Source organism: Acinetobacter sp. C32I, assembly GCF_023702715.1.
In the GTDB taxonomy this organism is placed as follows: domain Bacteria; phylum Pseudomonadota; class Gammaproteobacteria; order Pseudomonadales; family Moraxellaceae; genus Acinetobacter.
Genome location: NZ_CP098480.1, coordinates 72,554 through 95,758, shown reverse-complemented (window position 1 = coordinate 95,758; position 23,205 = coordinate 72,554). Strand labels below are relative to the sequence as shown.

Genomic DNA, 23,205 nt, shown 5'->3' with positions numbered 1-23,205 from the left:
CAATACAATAAAAAAACCCGCTTACGCGGGTTTTTGAAAATCAATCCAGCCGATTAAAGACGAACCAATTCCACCACTTTTTCAGCAGCTTCTTCAACTGTTTCAGCAGTAATGTCTGTATCTGTACTATCCACAGTCGTCGTGATAATTACAACACCTGTTTCACGCAACAATGCAATTTGCTCAACTGTTAAATTTGCTTTCGCAATCGCAACTACACCCTGTTGAATCAACAAGCTTTCTAAAGCTTGAGCTTTCTCAATCAACGATGCAGACACACCAATCACCGCAGGCTTCTGACCTAAACGAGCTGCACGATCTTCCGCAGTCACAGGATTGCTATGCGCTGTCCATTCAACCGCAGCTTCAACCATACCCGCACCAACAGTTACGTTACTTAGACGGTCAATAAAGATAAATGAACCTGTGTAACGGCTGTCTTGGTATTGATCAAACACCACTGGCGCATCAAACTCAACCACAACATCCGCAATTGCATTCAGTTCAAGCTCTTCAACTTGCGTATGCTCCAATGTATTGACATTGACACGGAAGTTAATTGCAGTGACTTTGGCTGGTACAGTCTGTGTACCAATTTTAACATTGTACAGTTTGCCTTTCACCAATGGATGCTCATTCATCCAAACCACTGATGCACGCACACTACGTGAAATCAAAGGTTGCTCGCCTGCACGAACCAAAACGTTACCACGAGAAATATCAATTTCATCGTTTAAAGTTAAAGTCACGGCCTGACCAGCAACAGCTTGCTCAAGGTTACCATCAAAAGTGACGATTTCTTTAACTGTTGATTTCTTACCAGATGGCAAAGCAACAATTTCATCACCGACGTTAATTTCACCCAAGGCAATCGTACCTGCGAAACCACGGAAATCGAGATTTGGACGATTCACATATTGAACAGGGAAACGGAATTCATGTTTATTTGATTCACGTTTAATTTCCACTGATTCAAGAATGCTCATCAAGGTTTGACCCTTGTACCACGGTGTACTTGCTGATGCATTAACAACGTTATCGCCATTCAGTGCTGAAATTGGTACGAACACAATATTTTCAGGACGGCGATCACCGAGTTGGCTGACAAAAGCATCATATTCAACTTGGATTTCATTGAAACGTGCTTCTGAGAATTCCACCAAATCCATTTTGTTAATCGCAACAACGATATTTTTAATGCCCAATAAACTAGCAATAAACGAATGACGACGAGTCTGTGTTTGCACACCATAACGTGCATCAATCAAGATAATCGCAAGATCAGCTGTTGATGCACCTGTTGCCATGTTACGCGTATATTGTTCATGTCCCGGGGTATCTGCAATGATGAACTTACGCTTTTCAGTGGAGAAATAGCGATAAGCCACATCAATGGTAATACCCTGCTCACGTTCAGCCTGTAAGCCATCAACCAATAAAGCAAGGTCAGGCGCATCACCTGTGGTACCCACTTTCTTACTGTCACGGGTCACCGCTTGTAATTGATCTTCATAAATCAATTTTGAATCGTAAAGTAAGCGACCAATTAAGGTACTTTTACCATCATCGACGTTACCGCACGTCAAAAAGCGTAATAAATCTTTTTGTTCATGCTGTTTTAAATATCCCAAGATGTCTTGGCTAATAAGATCTGATTGATGAGACATTGCTCAAAACTCCACAAAATTTGAAATCGAATTTCCTAAACACCCCTCTTTTTTAAAGAGGAGTTGGGGGAGATTGACTAGAAATAACCTTCCTGCTTTTTCTTTTCCATCGAGCCTGCCTCATCATGGTCAATCATACGACCTTGACGCTCTGAGCTAGTGGCTAAAAGCATTTCTTGGATAATTTCAGGCAAGGTATCTGCTTCAGACTCAACTGCACCTGTTAATGGATAACAGCCAAGCGTACGGAAACGTACCGATTTCATTTGTGGAACTTCACCCTCTTTTAAACGCATACGCTCATCATCCACCATGATCAACGTACCACTACGTTCTACCACTGGGCGAACTGCAGAGAAATAAAGAGGAACGATTTGGATATTTTCCAAATAGATATATTGCCAAATGTCTAACTCAGTCCAGTTCGACAATGGGAATACGCGAATACTTTCGCCTTTATTCACTTTACCGTTATAAAGATTCCAAAGCTCTGGACGCTGGTTCTTAGGGTCCCAACGATGTTTATTATCACGGAAAGAATAGACACGCTCTTTGGCGCGCGACTTTTCTTCGTCACGACGCGCACCACCAAAAGCAGCATCGAACTGATATTTATCCAAAGCTTGTTTTAAACCTTGGGTTTTCATGATGTCAGTATATTTTGAACTGCCGTGATCAAACGGGTTAATCCCAGCCTCACGACCTTCTACATTTTGATGCACGATCAAATCAAAGCCATGCGTTTTTGCCATGTTGTCACGGAAAGCAATCATGTCTTTAAACTTCCAACCGGTATCTACATGCAGTAGCGGGAATGGGAGTTTTGCTGGATAGAATGCTTTGAGTGCCAAATGCAGCATCACCGCTGAATCTTTACCGATCGAGTAAAGCATTACAGGGTTTTCAAATTCAGCCGCAACTTCACGAATAATATGAATACTTTCTGCCTCAAGTTGCTTGAGGTGAGTCAATCTATTTTCAGTCATGTACAATTTCCTCCTTATCCATGCTATCCATAAAATCTATAAGTGGAATTACACCACCACTTTGAAGACTGTGTGGAGGAACGAGTGCCATAACAACTCCAATTTTTCATGATATCGATATTCTTACTTGCAGTAGAAAATATGCTACTGAGTAAAGGTTATTCATTATAATAATTTAGATTGAGTTCTTTAGCTTGTTTTTTCATATCAATATGCAAAATTATGATATGAAAATAAGATTCTGGAATATCAATACAACCAATTTCACATAAATCAAATACAAAAAAAAGAAGCCCAAAGGCTTCTTTTCCAATCATTTAGCTTCTATTAGAAACCAAACATTTTACGTTCTAATGGAATTTCTACACCAACAGAAATACCACCATCACGCCCATCCAGATCAGAATCACTGACCCAACCATTCACTTTTAAAGGAATGGTCGGTTTCAGATAATGCGTCCAAGTCAAGTCTAGGCCTTTTACTGTATCTTCTTTTGGAAAGGCTGCATTGATTGCTAAGTTGGATTGGTTTACTTTGGCATAAATTGCACGGCCGCTTAAACGATTCATCACGTCAAAACGGATATCACCACCAACCGAATACATCTGACTATCCCCGCCAATCGCATGACCTAAAGAGAAACCATGTTGATAATAACCATCAGTATATTGATGATGACTATAAGAAACGCCTTTTACTTCACCATTAGTACGGGTATCCGCCCATTCAGCATAGAGTTGATAAGGCATATTTTTATAGCTTGATGAAAAATCTGCACCAGCAAGATAAAGGTACTTCGCTGGTAATCCACCCGCTTCATCTTCACCAACAAATTGAGTATATAAACTTACTGGTACGTTCAGTAAAGGCTGCAGCAATAAACGTCCATCAAAACCAGCAATCTGGTTGGATGCATTGTCATCTCCTACACAGCCACTATCATCACAACCATTGTCTTTACCAATCATTGCATTCCAATAAGCCTTAAAGCTATTCGGCTGGCCTTTACCCCCAATTTGAATTGCGCGAGAAGCGCCAAGCTCCAAATAAGGTAAAGGCTGAGCAGTAAAACGCAGTCCAATCAATTTTGTGTCTGGTACAGCTTTATAATCATCTAATTGCCCAGCAAAAGCTTGATACTGCCATGGACCAATCCAAGACAACCACTTAGTTTCAAATGCATTTTGCACAGCGCGCTGAACAGTGACACCATAAACAGGACGACTCGCATCACCACGAATCAAACTGCCATCATGGCCTGGTCCCCAGTATGTCGGAATCTGACCCGCAATTACCCATTGATTCCAGAGTTTTCCTGCTAAATAAGAACCTTCAACATTGACATCGTGCCCATTGTTAATCAATGGATCCTTCTCTCCATTGACACGCAGTTTGGCATCCCAATTCTCACCACCTGCATTAAATTCTGCAGCAATTTGATATTGTGATTTTTGATTATCACCAAATGTTTGAGGAACCGTTTTAAGATCAGAACCTGCATGTAAACCAATTTTAACCGTTTCATTATCTGCTTTTAACGCATTAACAACTGAATTCACTACCTTTTGCTGAGCATTATTACTCACCTTAGCTTGAGATAGGGCACGTTGAATTTCATCCCCACTGATTGGCCAAGTCGATGTACTAATTTGAATAACACCTTGTTGATTCAGCCAGTTAAGATCTGTTCGCAGGTTTGCATCATTTAAAATAAGACCTTGTGCAAATGTTGCAGATGAAAGCGAAGCAAATAATGCGACATAAAGCGATTTTTTTAGAAACATGTCTCAACTGTTCTCAAATTTATTTATGTGCACATGATCGTTTTTTTACGATCTCTTTTCAATCATCAAATGCAATAATTATTTTTTAATGATGAAAATAAAAAAGCCACTTCATTGAAGTGGCTTTTGAATAAACGGTAAATTAATCTTTACGGCGCATATGCGGGAATAATAATACATCACGGATACTTGCTGCATTCGCAAATAACATCACCAAACGGTCAATACCGATACCCTGACCCGCCGTCGGTGGTAAACCATATTCCAAGGCTTCAATAAAGTCTGCATCATAATGCATTGCTTCATCATCACCGGCATCCTTCTCGGCAACCTGTGCTTGGAAACGCTCAGCCTGATCAATTGGATCGTTTAACTCGGAGAAGCCATTTGCCAACTCACGACCACCGATAAAGAACTCAAAACGATCGGTAATGTGTGGATTATCATCATTACGGCGTGCCAATGGAGAAGTTTCCGCTGGATATTCAGTAATGAATGTCGGCTGACGTAATTGGGTTTCTACGGTTTCTTCAAACACAATCGTTTGCAACTTACCTAAACCAAAACCTGGTTTTACTTTCTCTTTCAATACATCTTGCGTGAACCTCGCCAAGAACTCACGGTCATTGACATTTTCAGGCGTGAAAGTCGGGTTGTGTTCAAGAATTGCATCAAACATTGAGATTTTCTTGAATGGGCCTTTGAAGCTATATACTTCTTCACCATAAGGTACATCAGTTGTACCCAAGATATCTAAAGCCAATTTTTCAAGCATGTTTTCAGTCAGTACCATCAAGTCCTTATAATCAGCATAGGCTTGATAGAACTCAATCATGGTAAATTCTGGATTATGACGTGTTGAAACCCCTTCATTACGGAAGTTACGGTTGATTTCAAAGACACGTTCAAAACCACCCACCACAAGGCGTTTTAAATAGAGTTCTGGTGCAACACGTAAATACAGTTCCATGTCCAAAGCATTGTGATGCGTTACAAATGGTTTTGCAGATGCGCCACCAGGAATCACATGCATCATCGGCGTTTCAACTTCCATGAAACGTTCATTGGTCAAGAATGTACGAATACCCGCAACCACTTTGGCACGAATTTCAAAGGTTTTACGCGTTTCTTCGTTTACGATCAAATCTAAATAACGTTTACGATATTTTGCTTCAGTATCCGTTAAACCATGGAATTTGTCTGGAAGTGGACGCAGTGATTTAGTCAGTAATTCAAAACCTTCAAGGTGAACATATAAGTCACCTTTACCAGAACGACCAATATAACCTTCAGCTGCAATAATATCGCCAAGATCTAAACTTTTAATGGTTTCTAAAATGTCAGCTGGCAAACCTTTACGGTCCACATACAATTGGATACGACCTGTCATGTCTTGGATCACAATAAATGATCCACGGTTGAGCATGACACGACCCGCAACTTTTACATAAACTTTTTCAGCGCCTTCAATTTGCGCCTTGTCTTGATCTTTAAATTGTTCTTGCAGATCACCAGTGTAATGCTCACGTTTAAACGTGTTTGGCCACGGGCTCTTACCCGTTTGTTTTGCAGTCTCTTGGATTTGCTTTAATTTGGCATGACGCTGTGCGATTAAATCGTTTTCGGAAAGTGTTTGTTCAGAAGTCGATTGAGCGTTTTGTTGCGTCATCTCTGCCTCGATTAAGTAAAAAATGAAGTGACATAGAATAGCAGATCACAACTCATTTTCGTATTGTTTCAACCAGACAATTCAAAAAAATCAAGATTGATCCGTTTTTGAATCAAGATAACGCAGCAATTCAGTCTCAGAAACCACTCACGAATGAATTATTTTTCAGCCAAATGTTTCACCATGGCAAGTCCCTGATCAAAGCCTTTATTCATAAATTCAGCATGTTCAGGTTGAATGTCGACTTCAACATGCAGTTGCGTTTCACCATTAAAATCAAACAACATATATTTTTCTAAAGCACCCGCCCAAGATTTCACCTCCTCACTGTCAAGATCTTCCTTACCATCTTGAATCATCCCAAGATGTTTAAACACAATCTCTTTAGGTTCGTCTATGCTTTCAATGGTGGAGATCATGCCATTGCCTTTACCATCACCAAAAAAAGTTTTACCACCCACTTTCCAGTCGGTTTTCATGGTTGAGTCGCATGCAAAGAATTTTGTCCATGCCTGATAACTCTCAGGTGTCCACAAAACCTCCCAAACTTTCTCTGGAGTCGCATAAATTTTTATATTATATGACAGAGTTTCCATGCCCTATTCTCCGTTTTCATTGTTGTGATTCATCATAACTTGATTCTGAATGTTTGTTTTTTATACACACTATATTCATACGATTATTCATTTTTAATTACATAAGCATTTATATTGTTGTAAAAAATTAGAGTAATTGCTCAAATAACAAGAGTTTCAGATAGAATTGCCATATCGCTTTTTGAATAAATGATTAAACTCTTGCATTTACTTTACTTAAATGGCGTTCTGCGTAAAAATCTAACTCCCGATCAACACAAGTTAGTTCTATTGCAGCGATCGTAGCGACATTATGGAATAGTTTTACTGAAAGGCAATTTGAGCATACCTATCAGTTTGGAGAGTCACATGAAAAAATATCAATGTATCGTTTGTGGTTGGATTTACGACGAAGCAGAAGGTTGGCCACAAGACGGCATTGCAGCAGGGACCAAATGGGAAGATATCCCAGATGATTGGACTTGCCCAGATTGCGGCGTTTCAAAAGCTGATTTTGAAATGATTGAAATCTAAATAGATCGAGAAGGCCGTGACAATGATCATGGTCTTTTTTTTGCTATCGTTTGTTTTTAAATAAGAAAATATTGGAGAATAGAATGCATCCTATCGTTATCATCGGATCAGGTATGGCGGGTTATACCGTTGCTCGAGAATTTCGTAAACTGAGTCCTGAACAAGAGCTCGTTATGATCTGCGCGGATGATGCGGTAAATTATGCAAAACCAACATTATCCAATGCCTTCGCAGGCAATAAAGCACCTGAACAAATTGCTTTAGGCGATGCCAACAAAATGGCAACCCAACTGAATATGCGCATTGAAGCAGAAACCTGGGTGAAAGAAATCAATGCAGCAAAGCACGAAATCACATTAGAAAAAAATGGTGAAACGCTGACTCAGCCTTATTCAAAACTGGTACTTGCGGTTGGTGCAAATCCAATTCGCTTAGCCATCGCTGGCGATGGCAGTGATGATATTCATGTGGTGAACTCACTGACCGACTATCGTACTTTCCGTGAAAATCTCTCGAAACGTAAAGACAAACGCGTGGTTATTCTTGGTGCGGGTTTAATTGGTTGTGAATTTGCCAATGACCTATTACATAGCAATTATGATGTCACTGTGATTGATCTTGCAGCACAGCCTCTGGGTCGTTTATTACCAAACCATGTTGCCGAAGCCTTCAAAACCAATCTAGAACAAGCAGGTATCAAGTTCGCACTTTCTACGACCGTTGAAAAAGTATCGAAAATCAATGACGGCGAAGACTACGCAGTCACTTTAGCCAATGGTCAGACTTTGGTGGCAGATATTGTACTTTCTGCGATTGGTTTGCAGCCAAATATTGCTTTGGCTAAAGCTGCAGACATCCAAACCAGTCGTGGCATTATTACCAACACCTTATTAGAAACCAATCAGGCTGATGTTTATGCAGTCGGTGACTGTGCTGAAGTGAATGGCACTTTGTTGCCATTTGTCATGCCGATCATGCAACAAGCACGAGCTTTAGCAAAAACTTTGAGTGGTCAAAGTACTTCTGTACATTATCCTGCTATGCCAGTTGCGGTAAAAACACCTGCTGCCCCGTTGACGGTTTTACCCGCTCCACTCGATGTTGATGTGAACTGGGAAACTGAGGAATTCGATGATGGCATGTTGGCAAAAGCGGCTGACGGCGAAGGCACCTTGAGAGGATTTGTCCTACTTGGTGCAACCGCAGCAAAACAGCGTTTAACCTTAACCAAGTTGGTTCCAGACTTGATTCCTGCACAGGTTTAAGGTTTAAATACGGGAGTTTGCTGGGAAAAGAAAATCCAGTAAACTCACAACCAATAAGAAGAATTCAGTTCGGAACGACTACCATGAACAGTGCCCTTCAATTTAACGTGTCGCCTTATGCTTCATTTATGCAAGAAACCAAAGTCACTTTGGGCAATGGGATCGAATTGCATGTTGAAATGGGTGGGAATCCTGAGCATCCAACTATCTTATTGATCATGGGCTTAGGTGCACAAATGCTATTCTGGCCGGATTTTTTTTGTAAGGCTTTAATTGATCAAGGTTTCCGAGTTGTTCGTTTTGATAACCGTGATATCGGTTTATCTTCTAAAATTCGCAACAAAGGAAAACGACTCAACACCATGAAACTGATGGGCCGTTTCATGTTTGGTCTTGGTAATGAAGGTGCGCCGTATACGCTGTATGATATGGCGGATGATGTGTCCATGCTGATTGATCAGTTAGGTATTGAGAAAACTTATATTATTGGCGCCTCTATGGGCGGGATGATCTCACAGATTGTTGCAGCAAAATATCCAGAAAAAGTAGAAAAAATCGGTTTGTTATTTACCAGTAATAATCAGCCTTTTCTTCCGCCCCCTTTTCCAAAGCAACTTTTTAGCTTATTAGGGAAACCCGAAGGACATGATGAAGAAACCATTATTAATCACAGTTTGAATGTTTTCCGTATTATTGGTTCCCCTGGTTATGTCAATCCAGTCGAGTCAATTCAGACCATTCGCAAATTATATCGACGTAGTTTCTATCCAGCGGGTGTACTTCAACAATTTTTAGCAATATTATGTACGGGTTCTTTGTTAGCATTGAACAAGACGATTACTCAGCCGACGTTGGTTGTACATGGCTCAAAAGATCGCCTGTTACCACCGAGTCACGGGAAAGCTGTTGCAAAAGCAATTTCTGGTGCTAAGTTTGAATTAATCCAAGGAATGGGGCATGATATTCCTGCACATTTCATTCCACAACTTAGTGGTTTGTTTGCACACCACTTTAGATCATCACACTAGGACACTATGGCTGCATTACCCTCATTAAGACAGCTATCATATTTAGTTACGTTGTCAGAAACTTTACATTTTACTGAAGCAGCGCGTCGATCCTTTGTCACCCAGTCAACTTTATCGGGCGGCATCATGGAATTAGAGCGTTTATTAGGTGGCGTCTTAGTTGAGCGTGATCGTCAAAACGTCCGTTTAACCCCCTTAGGTGAACAGGTTGTGGCTCGTGCACGGGTATTATTGGCCGATGCTCAAGACCTAATGCGTTTAAGTCGGGAAATGAGTGAACCACTGACCGGTGATTTGCATCTCGGTATTATTCCAACCATTGCACCGTTTATCTTGACGCAATTGCTTGATGAAGTTCATCAACAGTTACCCAAAATCCAACTGCATCTACACGAAGCACAAAGCGAGAAAATTGTAGAGAAGCTGGAACACGGTAATTTAGACATGATCGTGCTTGCACTTCCTTTTGATACGCGTAGTTTGAAAGTTGCTGAAATTGCCAAAGAACACCTGTTCCTTGTGTATAACAAGCAAGATACCAATGCAGCCAATGCAAGTTCTTTAGATGACTTGGATCTGTCTCGTTTGATGCTACTTGAGGAAGGACATTGTCTACGTGATCATGCACTCAGTGCCTGCCCTGTTGGCGAACGCAAAAATGATCACCGCTTAAAAGCAAGCTCATTACCAACCTTGGTGGAAATGGTCTCTTCCGATTTAGGTTTTACCTTGTTACCTGAGATTGCACTGAAAAACAGTATGATTCATTTCAATGAAGATATTGCAGTGAAATCTATTGAAGCAGCACCAAGCCGCACACTGGCTTTAGTGACGCGTAAAAGTACGCCATTGCAAAGTGAATTTGATGTGATCTTGCAGATTCTGCAAAAAATCACCGCTCACTTAGCTTAGGAAAAGTAAAAAGCCTGTAATTAAATTACAGGCTTTTTTCAATCTAAAATAATAACGATTAAATATCTAATAAATTAACCTGTTCAACCTGCACATCGCTCATACGTAGACCTTGATCAAGTAACTCATCGAAATATGATTCCACCACTTTGGCTTGATCAGCCGTATTTTCGACTTTATACATATTTTGACGAAACTCATTACTTGAACGTAAGCCTTTGGTATACCAGGCAATATGTTTACGAGCAATACGACAACCAGAGTACTCACCATAGAACTGGTACAATTCCGCCAAATGCCCCAGTAACACCGTCTTAACTTCGGCAATATCTGGTGCAGCAAGATGCTCACCCGTTTTTAAGTAATGGGCAATTTCTCGAAATATCCAAGGTCGGCCTTGAGCTGCCCGCCCAATCATAATCGCATCCGCACCGGTATAATCGAGTACATATTTGGCTTTTTCAGGGCTATCAATATCACCATTGGCAATCAATGGGATATTAATCAATTCTTTGACCTGCTTAATCAACTCATAACGTGCCGTATTTAAATACATATCTTCACGGGTACGACCATGTAGCGCTAATGCCGCAATTCCAGATTCTTCAGCGCGTTTCGCGACACGTAAAATATTTTCATGGCCATTTAAAAAACCCAAACGAGTTTTTAACGTGACAGGCACATCCACTGCCTCAACCACCGCATCAAGAATCCGCGCGACGAGATCTTCATCTTGTAGCAATGCGGAACCCGCTAACTTGTTACAAACCTTTTTGGCTGGACACCCCATATTGATATCAACAATTTGTGCACCATTCGCAACTTGGTAACGCGCCGCTTCAGCAAGCTGTTCAGGATCAGAACCCGCGATTTGTGCTGAAATTGGCGCAAGTTCGCCATCAAAATTAGCGCGATACAAGCTCTTTTTACTCATGCGTAGTGTCTTGTCAGCAGTCATCATTTCACTGACTGCATGTCCTGCACCAAAGTATTTACATAGCGTCCGGAAAGGCCTATCGGTGACACCTGCCATTGGGGCAACAATCAAATTATTTGACAGTTGATATGAACCAATATACATATATTTTCTTACAATTTCTGATCAACATAGTATACTTCATTCGCCCGTTCGGCTCATCTTTTTGTGCGGTGTTGTCTTCATTATGAACCAATCGTTTTCGACTCGTCCTCTACTTAAAACATTTAGCCTCTTGGCAATCAGCATAAGCTTAACCGCTTGTGGCGATAATGCATGGTGGTCAAATAGTAAAGAACCTGAAATGAAGGCAGAACAAATCAACAAAGTTCTCCCATCTCGTGTCAATGATCGCCAGTCATGGTCGCAAGATATCTTTGATATCATGCAACAGCTGAGCATTCCCAAGACCAAGCAGAATGTCTGCAGCATTGTCGCTGTAGTCGATCAGGAATCAAATTTTGTTGCAGATCCTGCTGTGCCTGGGCTCGGTGAAAAAGCGGTCAAGGAAATCAATACCCGACTCAAAGAGAAGTTTGAAGCGAAACTAGGTGAAACCATTGGCGGCACTGTGGCCGGTTATTTTGAGGATGTACTCAAAAACCAACCCTCACCAGAAAATAATTACATGAGCCAAATGCGTAAAGTGAAAACCGAGCGTGAACTCGACTTACTCTATCGTGAAATTTTTGACTATATGTCGAAGCATTATCATGTCAGTGCACTGACGGGCGCAGCGAAGTTGGTTGGGCAAGATATTGGCGAGAAAATGAATCCGATTACCACACTGGGTTCAATGCAGGTGCATATTAACTATGCCAAAGAGCATAAACGGCAAAGTGGCAATATTGCGGAGTTGCGTAATGATCTTTATACCCAGTATGGCGGCTTATATTACGGTATCCACCGTTTGATGGAATACTCTGCGGATTACGACAAAGCCATCTATCGTTTTGCCGATTATAATTCAGGTATGTATTCAAGTCGCAACGCAGCTTTTCAGAAAATGCTTGAGGTTATCCAAGATAAAGATCTTGATTTAGATGGTGACCTGTTACTTTACAATAAAGATGGCAATCCGCAATCAGCATTAAGCCAATCTGAAAAAGAAGTGATCTCGGCGTTTACCAATAATAAAATTCTGGTCACTCCACGTCAGATCCGTGCCGATTTAAAGAAAGAAAAAGAGCAAAAGTTTGAAGATACACAAACCTATTTAGCTGTTCAAAAACTTTATCAAACTAAAACCAATAAAGAACCAATTTATGCAATGATGCCTGAAGTCGTTATTTCAGGCCCTAAACTGAGTCGTGACTACAATACCAATTGGTTTGCCAGTCGCGTTAATGGACGATATGAAACATGCATGCAAAGAGCGAAACGCATAAAACTCTAAATCTTGCTTTATTTGATTTTGATGGAACACTCTATCCAAGAGACAGTTTCACAGGGTTTATTTTCTTCGCTTTATCAAAACGTCATATTGTCAAAAGAGGCTTGAAAATCCTGCCGTGGATTCAAGCCTACTATTTACGCCTCTACCCTGCACATGCCATGCGCCCACGATTATTCCAGAGCATGTTTAAAGACATTTCTGTCGATGTGGTCGAGCAACTTGCCCACGAATATGCACTAAAGTTGATTAAACGACTCGACCAGGACTTATTACAACAACTTCAACAACACCAACAACGCGGTGACCATATTGTGCTGGTGTCTGCCTCGGTAGATCTTTACCTGACACCTATTTGTGAATTTCTAAATATTGAACTGATCTGTACCCAAACCGAAATTAAAGATGGGCTTTTAACAGGTCGTTATCGCTCAGAAGATTGTAGTCGAGAACAAAAGAAATTGCGTATTTTACAGCAGTATAATTTAGCAGATTACCAAGCAATTTATGCCTATGGTAATAGTGAAGAAGATCTCGATATGCTTTCTTTGGCGGATTATCCCTATATGGTTGGGCGTGATACGACGGTTGCAGTTCAATAGCCGATTATTGAAAATCTCTAGTTTAGTAACGCTTAGAAAAAAGACTATACAAGCAGAATTATTAAGCTATTATTAAATCAATATTTAACAATTTTAATATTTATGTGATTTGACCATGACCACTTCTAGTGCACCTCAGGCCAACATTTTAACCATCCAACAATTGAGCAAAAAATTCGGCAATCGATTTGCAGTTGATCAAGCAACTTGGTCTGCCACAAGCGGTCAAATCATTTGTTTACTCGGACATTCAGGGTGTGGAAAAACCACCATGCTACGTCTAATTGCCGGCCTAGAAACGCCAAGTTCAGGCTCAATTCAACTTGAAAATCAGATGCTCTGGGATAGCCAACAAAACATCCCGGCTGAGCAACGAAATATCGGCTTAGTTTTTCAGGACTATGCGCTGTTCCCGCATCTGAGTGTGCTGGAAAATGTCATGTTTGGCTTAGAGAAATTTCCAAAATCACAACGACAGGATATTGCTGAACAGGCTTTAACACATGTCTCTATGCATCAGCATGCACAGAGTTATCCATACACGCTATCTGGTGGAGAACAGCAACGTGTCGCACTAGCACGTGCACTCGCACCTAAACCGCATGTTCTCTTAATGGATGAACCCTTTTCAAATCTGGATCATCGTCTACGCGACCAAATCCGTCAAAATACCATCAGCCTCTTAAAAAAAACCGCCACCACCACCATTATTGTCACGCATGATCCTGAAGAAGCGTTACAAATCGCTGACCAGATTATTTTGATGCATGAAGGCAAAATCATTCAAATTGGCAGCCCCAAACAACTTTATTTACAACCTAAAACACAATTCGCTGCCCGTTACTTTTCGACTTTAAATGAAATACCCACTCAAAAAAATGATCAGCTACTGACCACTTTATTTGGCTCTATAAATCTCCCACAGCACTTAAGCCACACTCAGCAAAGCATTCACTGCTACTTTCGACCGCATCAAATCCGCATTCAGCATCAGCATCAGCATCAGCAATCTGAAGGCTTTTTAGCAGCAAAAGTCATTTCAACTACCTTTATGGGACATATTCAGCAATTACATTTACAACTGATGGTTGAAGCAGTTAACTTAATTGCTCAGGTTGATCATTTACAACATTTTTCAGAACAAGAAAATGTCTATGTTTCTGTTGATTTAAATACTTGTTTTTACTACGCCACTTAGCATTTAACCATTGCTTTGCTGAATCAGCAGCTTGATATTCAATATCCTAAATATGAGTGAGACAAAATGAAGTTACGGTTTAAGCATCATCTAATTTTAACGAGCCTACTTACACTCGGCAGCGGTTGGGTACATGCCGCCCAAGTCAATCTGTACACCACCCGTGAACCCGCCTTGATTCAACCTCTGCTACAAGAATTTAGCGCTAAGACAGGTGTTAAAGTAAATACGGTTTTTATCAAAGATGGTTTGCTTGAACGCGTAAAAGCCGAAGGGCGTCGCTCTCCAGCAGATGTTCTACTCACCGTTGATTTTGGCAATCTAGTCGATTTAGTTGAAGGCGGTGTGACTCAACCCATTCAATCAAAAATTCTGAATCTGGCCATTCCTGGTAATTTACGCGCTGCAAATGGACATTGGTATGCTCTCTCGATGCGGGCTCGTGCGGTCTATGCATCGAAAGAGCGCGCCCCATTAACTGCGATCAATTATGAAGAACTAGCAAACCCGAAATGGAAAGGTAAAATCTGTATTCGCTCTGGCAGCCATGTCTATAACACTAGCCTGATTGCTGCTTATATTGCGCATCACGGTGAAAAAGCCACTGAACAATGGCTACGTGGGGTCAAAGCCAATTTAGCACGACCAGCCAGTGGCGGTGACCGTGACGTGGCACGTGATATTTTGGGCAAAATCTGTGATATTGGCGTTGCAAATACCTACTATGTGGGGCGTATGCGTACAGGAAACGATGTTGAACAGCAACGTTGGGGCAATGCCATCAACGTGGTTCTCCCCCGTTTTAGCAATGGTGGAACGCATGTCAATGTTTCTGGTGCGGCTGTCGCCAAAAATGCACCCAACGCTAAACAGGCCGTCCAGTTGCTTGAGTTCTTGGTCTCTGACCACGCCCAAGCCATCTATGCACAAAGTGGTTTCGAATATCCAGTTAAACCTGGGGTCAAAATAGATCCTGTGATTGCCAGCTTTGGCAAATTGAACATCGATACGATACGCTTAAGTGAAATCGCTCGATACCGCAAAACAGCCAACCTTTTGGTTGATAAAGTTCAGTTTAATCACTAAATCATGGCAGCAAGGTGGCATTGACTCGCCACCTTGCTTCACCCAGCCTTATATTCCGACAATTGACAGCCTTGATGATCAATAACAAATCTGTATTCCAATCATTATTTTCGCTTAGTGGACTTTTCACGATACTTGCCTGCCTACCGATATTGGCGCTGATTTGGTCCGCATTACAAGGGAATAGTGAGATTTGGGAGCATTTGATTCGATATGTGCTCCCCCCTACATTACTAGATACCGCTTTATTATTATTTGGGGTGGGTCTACTTACAATCTTGATCGGAACAGGAAGTGCATGGTTAGTCACGGCTTATCAGTTTAGAGGCCGCGCTTTTTTAAACTGGGCTTTATTACTGCCATTGGCTGTCCCCACCTATATTATTGCCTACTGTTATATCGACCTGTTACATCCGATTGGTCCAGTACAAAGTGTGCTCGGTGCTTGGTTCGGATGGGATCGACAACCAACTTGGTTTCCGAACATCCGTAGCGTATGGGGATGTATTTTCTTATTAAGCTTTGTGCTGTACCCATACGTTTATTTAAGTACCCGCGCCATGTTTCTAATGCAATCTGCCAGTCTGGTTGAGGTAGCACGTAGTCTTGGCCTCAAACCTAATCAGGTTTTCACTCGTGTCGCCATCCCACTGGCCCGACCAGCCATCGCAGTGGGTGCCAGTTTAGCGTTAATGGAAACCATTAATGATATTGGGGCAACCGAGTTTTTTGGGGTCAAAACGCTGACTTTATCCATTTACTCCACATGGACCAATCAATCCGATTTAGCCAGCGCCGCTCAAATTGCCATTTTTATGCTTATGATTATTACATTGTTGGTGGTGATCGAACGGTTTGGGCGCCGTAAACAACGCTATATGAATTCAGCACAACGTAGCAAACTCATGCCTGCTCAACAGATCACAGGGGCTAAGGCATTATTCTTGTTTGGACTTGGTTTTATTCCTGTTTGTATAGGCTTTCTCATTCCAAGCAGTTATTTAGTCGCTGAATCTTATAAACGTCTGCAATATGCAGGTTTTTCACCTGAATTATTACAGGCTTCAATCAACACCTTAAGCTTGGCAACTATTGCGACCTTCATTACAGTTCTAATCGCTTTTTTGATTGCCAGTGCCGCACGTTTTAATCAGAGCACCTGGTTGAGCCGTATTTCCAGCTTAGGTTATGCCATTCCTGGAACAGTATTGGCCATTGGACTGATGCTTTCTCTTGGTACAATTGACCATGCTGTTGCAGACTTTCTCGAATTTCAACTGGGTATCCATACGGGATTATTATTTTTAGGTACAAGTTTTACTTTAATCTATGCCTATTGCGTTCGCTTTCTCGCCATTGCGATTGGTGGCATTGAATCTGGATACAATCGTATCCACCATGTTTTTGATGATACAGCAAAAAATCTGGGACACAATCGATCAGCAACACTATGGCGAGTACATTTACCTTTATTACGCCCCGCGATGATTTCTGCAGCCTTACTCATCTTTGTCGATTGTATGAAGGAATTACCCGCCACCCTACTACTTCGACCACTCAATCTGGAGACACTGGCCACACAACTCTATGCAGAAGCATCCAGAGGAACCTATGAAGATGGTGCAATTGCTGCTTTATTGATTGTGCTGGTTGGGCTGATTCCGGTCATCTTATTGGCGCGTATAGGGCAATCCATTCAACAAAAATAAAAACTTTGTTTACCTCAAAAAAAGACCTCAAATACTTGAGGTCTTTTTTAACACCATTAGATCATATCGAAATTAATAAATTGCCATATGATCTCGATGAATCATTTCCAGCGAACGCGCTTCACCGAGTACCTGATAGACTTTTTCCGATGATAAACCTTTGATCATTTCTGCTGAACGCGAACTAAAATTCACACGCCCAACGGCAATACGACCACCGTTTTTATCGACACATTCAACCACATCACCACGATCAAAATGCCCTTCAATCGCTTTAACACCAACAGGCAACAAGCTACGATGTTTGAGCTTAATCGCTTCAACAGCGCCATCATCAATCACCAGACGCCCAGCAGTTTGCAAATGCGCAGCCAACCATTGTTGATGTGCAGTGACACGGTCATTGTCCGTGGTAAATAAGGTCCCTAACATCTCACCCGCCATCAAGCGTGCTAATACGTTGTCACTTTCACCACTGGCAATCAAAGTTGGACAGCCTGACTTTGCCGCTAGGCGTGCGGCACGAACTTTGGTGACCATACCACCACGACCAAGCACGCCACCGCCACCCGCCATTTCAAACAAACGATCATCGAGGGCCCGTACAGCAGAGAACAATTTTGCATTTGGATTGCTGCGTGGATCCGAGTCAAACATACCCTGTTGATCCGTTAAGATAATCAACAATTCTGCCTGAACCTGACCCGCAACCATCGCAGCCAAGGTGTCATTATCCCCAAACCGAATTTCGTCAGTAGAGACGGTGTCATTTTCATTAATGACTGGAATGACATGCCAATCAATCAAGTTTTGCAACGCATCACAAGAGTTGAGATAACGACGACGATCAGCAAGATCATCATGTGTGAGTAAGACTTGCGCCGTCTGGATACCATGTTGATCCAGTACACTTGACCATGTATGGATTAAGCCCATTTGGCCAATGGCAGCACAAGCTTGCAAACTGGGTAGATCGGTGGGTCGACTCGCAAGTTTCATGCGTACCATCCCTTCTGCAACTGCACCTGATGACACTAGAATAATCTCATGTCCAGCATTGTGTAGATCTGCAATTTGTTTCGCCCAATGCGAAATTGCATTTAAATCTAAACCTTGCCCGTTTGCAGTGAGTAAAGATGATCCGATTTTAACAACGATTCGTTTACACGCATTGAGCTGACGTTGCCCATCGACCACTTCTATCATTTTTCCCTCGGTTTACTAGTCACGAATGTAGATACTTTCTACATCGCCTTCATCCTCATCGTCATCAAAGTCTTCATCATCGTCCAGACCCGCTTCACGCTGAGCTTTACGCATGGCACGATAGGCTTCTTTTGCTGCGATGGTTTGTTCACGTGTTTCAGCTTCAAGCTGCTCACGGAATGCTTTAATTTCTGCTGCATACTCAGGGTCTTCAAGCTCGCGCTCGCGTTGCTGCTCGATTTGATCCATTAAGTAATACACGACATCCTTGGTTCCTTCAGAGGTTAGGCCTGAGGTTTTAAATACAGGACCTTTCCATTGCAATTCATCCAGAATGTGCTGACACCATTCTTCTTTAGATTCTTCAGGAAGTTGATCCAGCTTATTCAATACAAGGACAACTGGAAGTTTTGCCAAAGTTGGAGAGAATTTTTGTAATTCACCCAAAATTGCTTTTGCATTATGTGCAGGGTCAGAACCATCAATCGGTTGAACATCAACAATATGCAAAAGAATACGCGTACGCGCCAAATGCTTAAGGAAGCGAATTCCTAGGCCAGCACCTTCTGCTGCACCTTCGATCAATCCAGGAATATCGGCCATCACGAATGAACGGTGACGATCCGCATCGACCACACCAAGGTTTGGTACCATCGTGGTAAATGGATAATCTGCAACTTTTGGTTTTGCTGCACTGACTGCACGAATAAATGTTGATTTACCAGCATTCGGCATACCGAGTAAGCCAACATCTGCCAATACTTTCAATTCTAAACGGACTTCGCGATATTCACCTTTAATACCATGCGTACACTTACGAGGCGAACGGTTGGTTGATGATTTAAAGTGAGTATTACCTAAACCACCATCACCGCCATGCGCAACTTTTACACGTTGGCCATCAGCGACCAAGTCACCAATGATATCGCCAGACTCTGTATCCACAATAGTTGTACCAACGGGTACTTTTAAAATAACGTCTTCACCGCCACGGCCAGAGCAATTCGCACCCGAACCATTTTTACCGCGCTCTGCACGATAACGACGTGTATAGCGGTAATCTACCAATGTGCTGGTATCATCATCTGCTTGGATGTAAATACTTCCGCCACGTCCCCCATCTCCGCCATCTGGGCCACCAAAAGGAACAAATTTTTCACGGCGAAAACTGGCTACGCCATTGCCACCGTCGCCAGCCTCTACGGTAATGACTGCTTCATCAACAAAGCGCATGTGCCAATCCTCAAATTCTTAAAAGCGGACTATTTTGCCACATTTTAAGAAAATTCTCGAATAGAAAAATCAGCAAATTGTTTTTTTTAAATTGATTACCCGCTCAAACTTCAATTTCATGATCCGAATTGGCTCATGATACAGCCTATATGAGTGGATTATGGTCTGACATTCTTCAGCGGTAATTGCATCTGCATATCTAAATTAGCTTTGGTTTGCTGTACCGAGTTATACATGATCGCATCGAAAGAAGAAATATTGCTCATATTAATCGCATCATTCATATAGAAGCTTGGCTTAAATTGATGCTTCACAGGTAAATCGACTGTCTCATCAAAAGCAAAATAAACAGGCCCATCAAAAACAATTTTCACTGGCACGGTGTACGTACGTTTCAGTTGAAATGGAATATCTAATTTAACCGGGATATCCAAACTCAAAGGAAACTTGGGTAATAATTTATTTTGATAGATCAAGTCTGTACTGGTCTCAATCGGTACAACTTCATCTACTTTCAGCATAGTTTCGTAGTTGATATCCACGGTAATCGGTGTTTCTACCTCAAAACTGAGATCAGCCAAATACTTACCTTTTAATGGTAAATGCAAAGTCCGATCAATATCTAAAACCGTATTCAACTGACCTTCCGATTTCACTCTTAAATGATCACCGACTTGAATCTTGGTGCCCAAAGACTCAGGTAAACGAATATCCGCTTGCTGGGCAGAAACAATCAAGGACGCCTGAATATTTAAATAGAACCAAAATAAAATCGCCACTAAGGTGGTCACGATCACAAAACTGATCAATAAGCTTTTAAGCGATTTGGTGATATCCATTACTCACCTGCTTTTGCATCATGTTGAACGACTTGTGCTTCAGCAGGTTGGGCTTTGACACGATCCAAATACATGCTAGACAGCGGAATTTTTAACTCTCCCTGTGCAATTTTAACAGGCAAGGTATTTTTAACATCCACCGAGGCATTCAACTCAGATGTAATCGGAACATTCAAATTGCCTTGAATTGGAATATTGGCATTCAGTTGCGCTTTCAATGGAATATTCAAATTTTCTTTGAGTTCGGTGCGCACAGGCGCATCAAATTTTAAATGAACTTTTTGCTGCAAAGGAACCTGAATATCAATCGGTACATCCAGTTGTAAGGGAATTGAACCTTTTAATGGTAAGGTGACATCCCGACCTAAAATCTTGACCTGTACTTTGGTGTCAATCGGCAGGCTTTGATTGACCTTAATCGTTTCCTTTACAGGAATCGTGGTACTGATCGGGACAACATTATCGAAATAAACCCGCGGTGTCAGCGTTTGAGTCAGTGGAACATTGAGTTGTTCATTAATTGGGATCTTGGCATCAACACGCCCATTCACATCAACACTGAGTGCATCTTTAACTTTGACCCGAACCTGTAATGGCTCTTGCAAGTCGATTGCGACATCTTGATTCTTCAAGGGAATATAAATGTTAAAATGCTTAAATACCCACATCGCGATGTATACACCACACAAGTTGGCAACCACAATTAAAGCAAATACCACGAATAAACGTCTGAACTGCAACAATGAACTATCCCTTGATTAATTATTTCCCTTTTCCCCTATTCTTATCGATTTTTATGTTTAATTCAGCATATATTCTGTACAGTCAATAAAAAAGCCCAGTTAAAAACTGGGCTTTTAGCTATCGCTATGCAAACAAATTATGCATTTGTTTCCGCAGGAACTTTCGCATAGCTTACGCCACACATTTGTTCAGCAATACGTAATACTTGGCAGCTATAACCTACTTCGTTATCGTACCAAACATAAGCCGTTAAACGTGTACCAGATGCGATTGTTGCTTGCGCATCAAATACACCCGCTGTACGCGAACCAATAAAATCGCTCGATACAACTTCAGTAGAGTTGGTATAACCGATTTGACCTTGTAACTTCGAGTTGATCGAAATTTGACGAATATATTCGTTCACTTCTTCACGATCAATTTCTTTCTCTAAGTTTAAGTTCAAGATGGCAAGTGAAACGTTTGGTGTCGGTACACGTACCGAGTTACCTGTTAACTTGCCTTTAAGGCCTGGCAATGCTTTTGCAACTGCTTTTGCAGCGCCAGTTTCGGTAATCACCATATTCAATGTTGCAGCACGACCACGACGGTCTGCTTTATGGTAGTTATCAATTAAGTTTTGGTCGTTTGTGAACGAGTGAACTGTTTCAACATGACCATTTAATACTTTGTATTTGTCGTCTAAAACTTTTAATACAGGTGTAATTGCGTTGGTTGTACAGCTTGCAGCAGAGATGATCTTGTCTTCATCTAAGATATCGCCGTTGTTCACACCAAATACAACGTTCTTCATCTCACCTTTACTTGGTGCAGTTAATACGACACGTGCAATACCTGCACATTTCAAGTGTTGGCTTAAGCCTTCAGCATCACGCCATTTACCTGTGTTGTCGATAAGAAGCGCATTATCAATACCATAAGCTGTGTAATCTACTTCGCTTGGGCTTGATGCATAAATCACTTTAATGAATTGACCATTTGCAATGATTGCTTCGTTTTCTTCATCTACAGAAATCGTACCGTCAAAAGTACCGTGAATAGAATCACGACGTAATAAAGAAGCACGTTTCGCCAAGTCACCATCAGATGATTTACGTACTACAATTGCTTTTAAGCTTAAACCACGGCCTAAACCTGATTGGCTGATGATTAAGCGTGCCAAGATACGGCCGATACGACCAAAACCGTAAAGAACAACATCTTTAGGTGTAGCAGTCGCAGCATTGCCTTGAATTGAAGCAACCGCTTGTGCAACAAAAGCGTCTACATCGCCGCCTTGGTTTTTATATTCAACAGCAAGTTTACCGATATCAACTTCAGCAGAACCGATATTGTCAACTTTCATTAACGCTTCCAAAATTGGGAAGGTATTTACCACTGAAAGTTCAACATCAAGCATACGGGTACGACGATGCGTTTTAAGAATTTGAATAACAGAACGGTTAATTAAAGAGCGTCCGTAAACAGAAACAACAATATTTTTCTCACGGTATAATTGACCGATTAAGGTAATCATACGTTCCGCGATTTCTTCACGGTTTTTCCAACGACCTTGGTGTTCAGCGTGTAGGGCAACGATTGTTTCTTTGCTCACAGTTACGTCCTCTAATTTATATATACTGGGCGTGAATTTTTAAAACGCCATTATTGTAATAGAATTATCATCAAGATTGAATCAAAAGCTGTTAAACGAGCTAAGATTTTGTCCTAATTGACTATAAATTCATAAAATACCTATAATTATTTTTGTGAATTTTGGTAAAAATCTTTTCCTATCATCATAATAGCAGTGGTTTAG

The 23,205-nt window shown here is 41.4% G+C and carries 21 protein-coding genes; 9 read left to right on the top strand and 12 right to left on the bottom strand.

The window, feature by feature from the left end; genetic code table 11:
* Positions 1-53: 53 nt before the first annotated feature.
* From cysN to NDN13_RS00435, 6 genes are all read right to left on the bottom strand, one after another.
* Positions 54-1,667, bottom strand: coding sequence for a sulfate adenylyltransferase subunit CysN (gene cysN / locus NDN13_RS00460; protein WP_251116735.1), 1,614 nt, complete (start codon positions 1,665-1,667; stop codon positions 54-56).
* Between the two features lie 77 nt (positions 1,668-1,744).
* Positions 1,745-2,653, bottom strand: coding sequence for a sulfate adenylyltransferase subunit CysD (cysD, locus tag NDN13_RS00455; protein ID WP_005243206.1), 909 nt, complete (start codon positions 2,651-2,653; stop codon positions 1,745-1,747).
* Positions 2,654-2,811: 158 nt separating this feature from the next.
* Entirely contained in the window at positions 2,812-2,970 is a 159-nt protein-coding gene (locus NDN13_RS00450) for a hypothetical protein (RefSeq protein WP_251116734.1), read from the bottom strand.
* Between the two features lie 10 nt (positions 2,971-2,980).
* Positions 2,981-4,438, bottom strand: a complete 1,458-nt coding sequence (locus NDN13_RS00445; protein ID WP_251116733.1) for a capsule assembly Wzi family protein — start codon at positions 4,436-4,438, stop codon at positions 2,981-2,983.
* A 142-nt stretch (positions 4,439-4,580) separates the two neighbouring features.
* Positions 4,581-6,107: a lysine--tRNA ligase gene (gene lysS / locus NDN13_RS00440; RefSeq protein WP_251116732.1), complete on the bottom strand. Its 1,527-nt coding sequence runs from the start codon at positions 6,105-6,107 to the stop codon at positions 4,581-4,583.
* A 158-nt stretch (positions 6,108-6,265) separates the two neighbouring features.
* Positions 6,266-6,703 carry an SRPBCC family protein gene (locus NDN13_RS00435; protein WP_251116731.1) on the bottom strand — a complete coding sequence of 146 codons (438 nt, stop codon included), beginning with the start codon at positions 6,701-6,703 and terminating at the stop codon, positions 6,266-6,268.
* A gap of 348 nt (positions 6,704-7,051) precedes the next feature.
* Between NDN13_RS00435 and rubA the strand changes: the two genes are divergently transcribed.
* The 4 genes from rubA (at position 7,052) to oxyR (ending at position 10,421) form a co-directional block, all read left to right on the top strand.
* Complete coding sequence (gene rubA / locus NDN13_RS00430) at positions 7,052-7,216, top strand: rubredoxin RubA (protein ID WP_000760495.1); 165 nt, start codon at positions 7,052-7,054, stop codon at positions 7,214-7,216.
* Positions 7,217-7,299: 83 nt separating this feature from the next.
* Positions 7,300-8,481 (top strand): rubredoxin reductase RubB, encoded by a 1,182-nt coding sequence (gene rubB / locus NDN13_RS00425; protein WP_251116730.1) that lies wholly within the window; start codon positions 7,300-7,302, stop codon positions 8,479-8,481.
* Between the two features lie 83 nt (positions 8,482-8,564).
* Positions 8,565-9,509: an esterase EstB gene (estB, locus tag NDN13_RS00420; RefSeq protein ID WP_251116729.1), complete on the top strand. Its 945-nt coding sequence runs from the start codon at positions 8,565-8,567 to the stop codon at positions 9,507-9,509.
* A gap of 6 nt (positions 9,510-9,515) precedes the next feature.
* Positions 9,516-10,421: a LysR family transcriptional regulator OxyR gene (gene oxyR / locus NDN13_RS00415; protein WP_251116728.1), complete on the top strand. Its 906-nt coding sequence runs from the start codon at positions 9,516-9,518 to the stop codon at positions 10,419-10,421.
* Positions 10,422-10,479: 58 nt separating this feature from the next.
* Here oxyR and dusB read toward each other — a convergent pair whose 3' ends face one another.
* A complete protein-coding gene (dusB, locus tag NDN13_RS00410) occupies positions 10,480-11,502 on the bottom strand; it encodes a tRNA dihydrouridine synthase DusB (RefSeq protein WP_251116727.1) in 1,023 nt (340 codons plus the stop codon).
* An 82-nt stretch (positions 11,503-11,584) separates the two neighbouring features.
* On the opposite strand from dusB, the gene NDN13_RS00405 reads away from it, so the two are divergent.
* From NDN13_RS00405 to NDN13_RS00385, 5 genes are all read left to right on the top strand, one after another.
* Positions 11,585-12,793: a DUF1615 family protein gene (locus NDN13_RS00405; protein WP_251116726.1), complete on the top strand. Its 1,209-nt coding sequence runs from the start codon at positions 11,585-11,587 to the stop codon at positions 12,791-12,793.
* The gene (locus NDN13_RS00400; protein ID WP_251116725.1) at positions 12,760-13,392 is read left to right on the top strand and encodes an HAD-IB family hydrolase; all 633 of its coding nucleotides are present in this window, start codon (positions 12,760-12,762) and stop codon (positions 13,390-13,392) included. The genes NDN13_RS00405 and NDN13_RS00400 overlap by 34 nt, the downstream gene beginning before the upstream one ends.
* A 115-nt stretch (positions 13,393-13,507) precedes the next feature.
* Complete coding sequence (locus tag NDN13_RS00395) at positions 13,508-14,590, top strand: ABC transporter ATP-binding protein (RefSeq protein WP_251116724.1); 1,083 nt, start codon at positions 13,508-13,510, stop codon at positions 14,588-14,590.
* A gap of 66 nt (positions 14,591-14,656) precedes the next feature.
* A complete protein-coding gene (locus NDN13_RS00390) occupies positions 14,657-15,676 on the top strand; it encodes a Fe(3+) ABC transporter substrate-binding protein (protein WP_251116723.1) in 1,020 nt (339 codons plus the stop codon).
* 74 nt (positions 15,677-15,750) lie between these two features.
* Positions 15,751-17,385 (top strand): ABC transporter permease, encoded by a 1,635-nt coding sequence (locus NDN13_RS00385; protein WP_251116722.1) that lies wholly within the window; start codon positions 15,751-15,753, stop codon positions 17,383-17,385.
* A gap of 72 nt (positions 17,386-17,457) precedes the next feature.
* On the opposite strand, the gene proB is transcribed toward NDN13_RS00385, so the two are convergent.
* From proB to NDN13_RS00360, 5 genes are all read right to left on the bottom strand, one after another.
* Positions 17,458-18,591: a glutamate 5-kinase gene (proB, locus tag NDN13_RS00380; protein WP_251116721.1), complete on the bottom strand. Its 1,134-nt coding sequence runs from the start codon at positions 18,589-18,591 to the stop codon at positions 17,458-17,460.
* A 15-nt stretch (positions 18,592-18,606) separates the two neighbouring features.
* Entirely contained in the window at positions 18,607-19,824 is a 1,218-nt protein-coding gene (gene cgtA / locus NDN13_RS00375; RefSeq protein ID WP_251116720.1) for an Obg family GTPase CgtA, read from the bottom strand.
* 158 nt (positions 19,825-19,982) lie between these two features.
* Entirely contained in the window at positions 19,983-20,663 is a 681-nt protein-coding gene (locus NDN13_RS00370; protein ID WP_251116719.1) for a hypothetical protein, read from the bottom strand.
* Positions 20,663-21,406, bottom strand: coding sequence for an MFS transporter (locus NDN13_RS00365; RefSeq protein ID WP_251116718.1), 744 nt, complete (start codon positions 21,404-21,406; stop codon positions 20,663-20,665). The genes NDN13_RS00370 and NDN13_RS00365 overlap by 1 nt, the downstream gene beginning before the upstream one ends.
* 137 nt (positions 21,407-21,543) lie before the next feature.
* The gene (locus tag NDN13_RS00360; protein WP_159414526.1) at positions 21,544-23,001 is read right to left on the bottom strand and encodes a glyceraldehyde-3-phosphate dehydrogenase; all 1,458 of its coding nucleotides are present in this window, start codon (positions 22,999-23,001) and stop codon (positions 21,544-21,546) included.
* Positions 23,002-23,205: the final 204 nt, after the last annotated feature.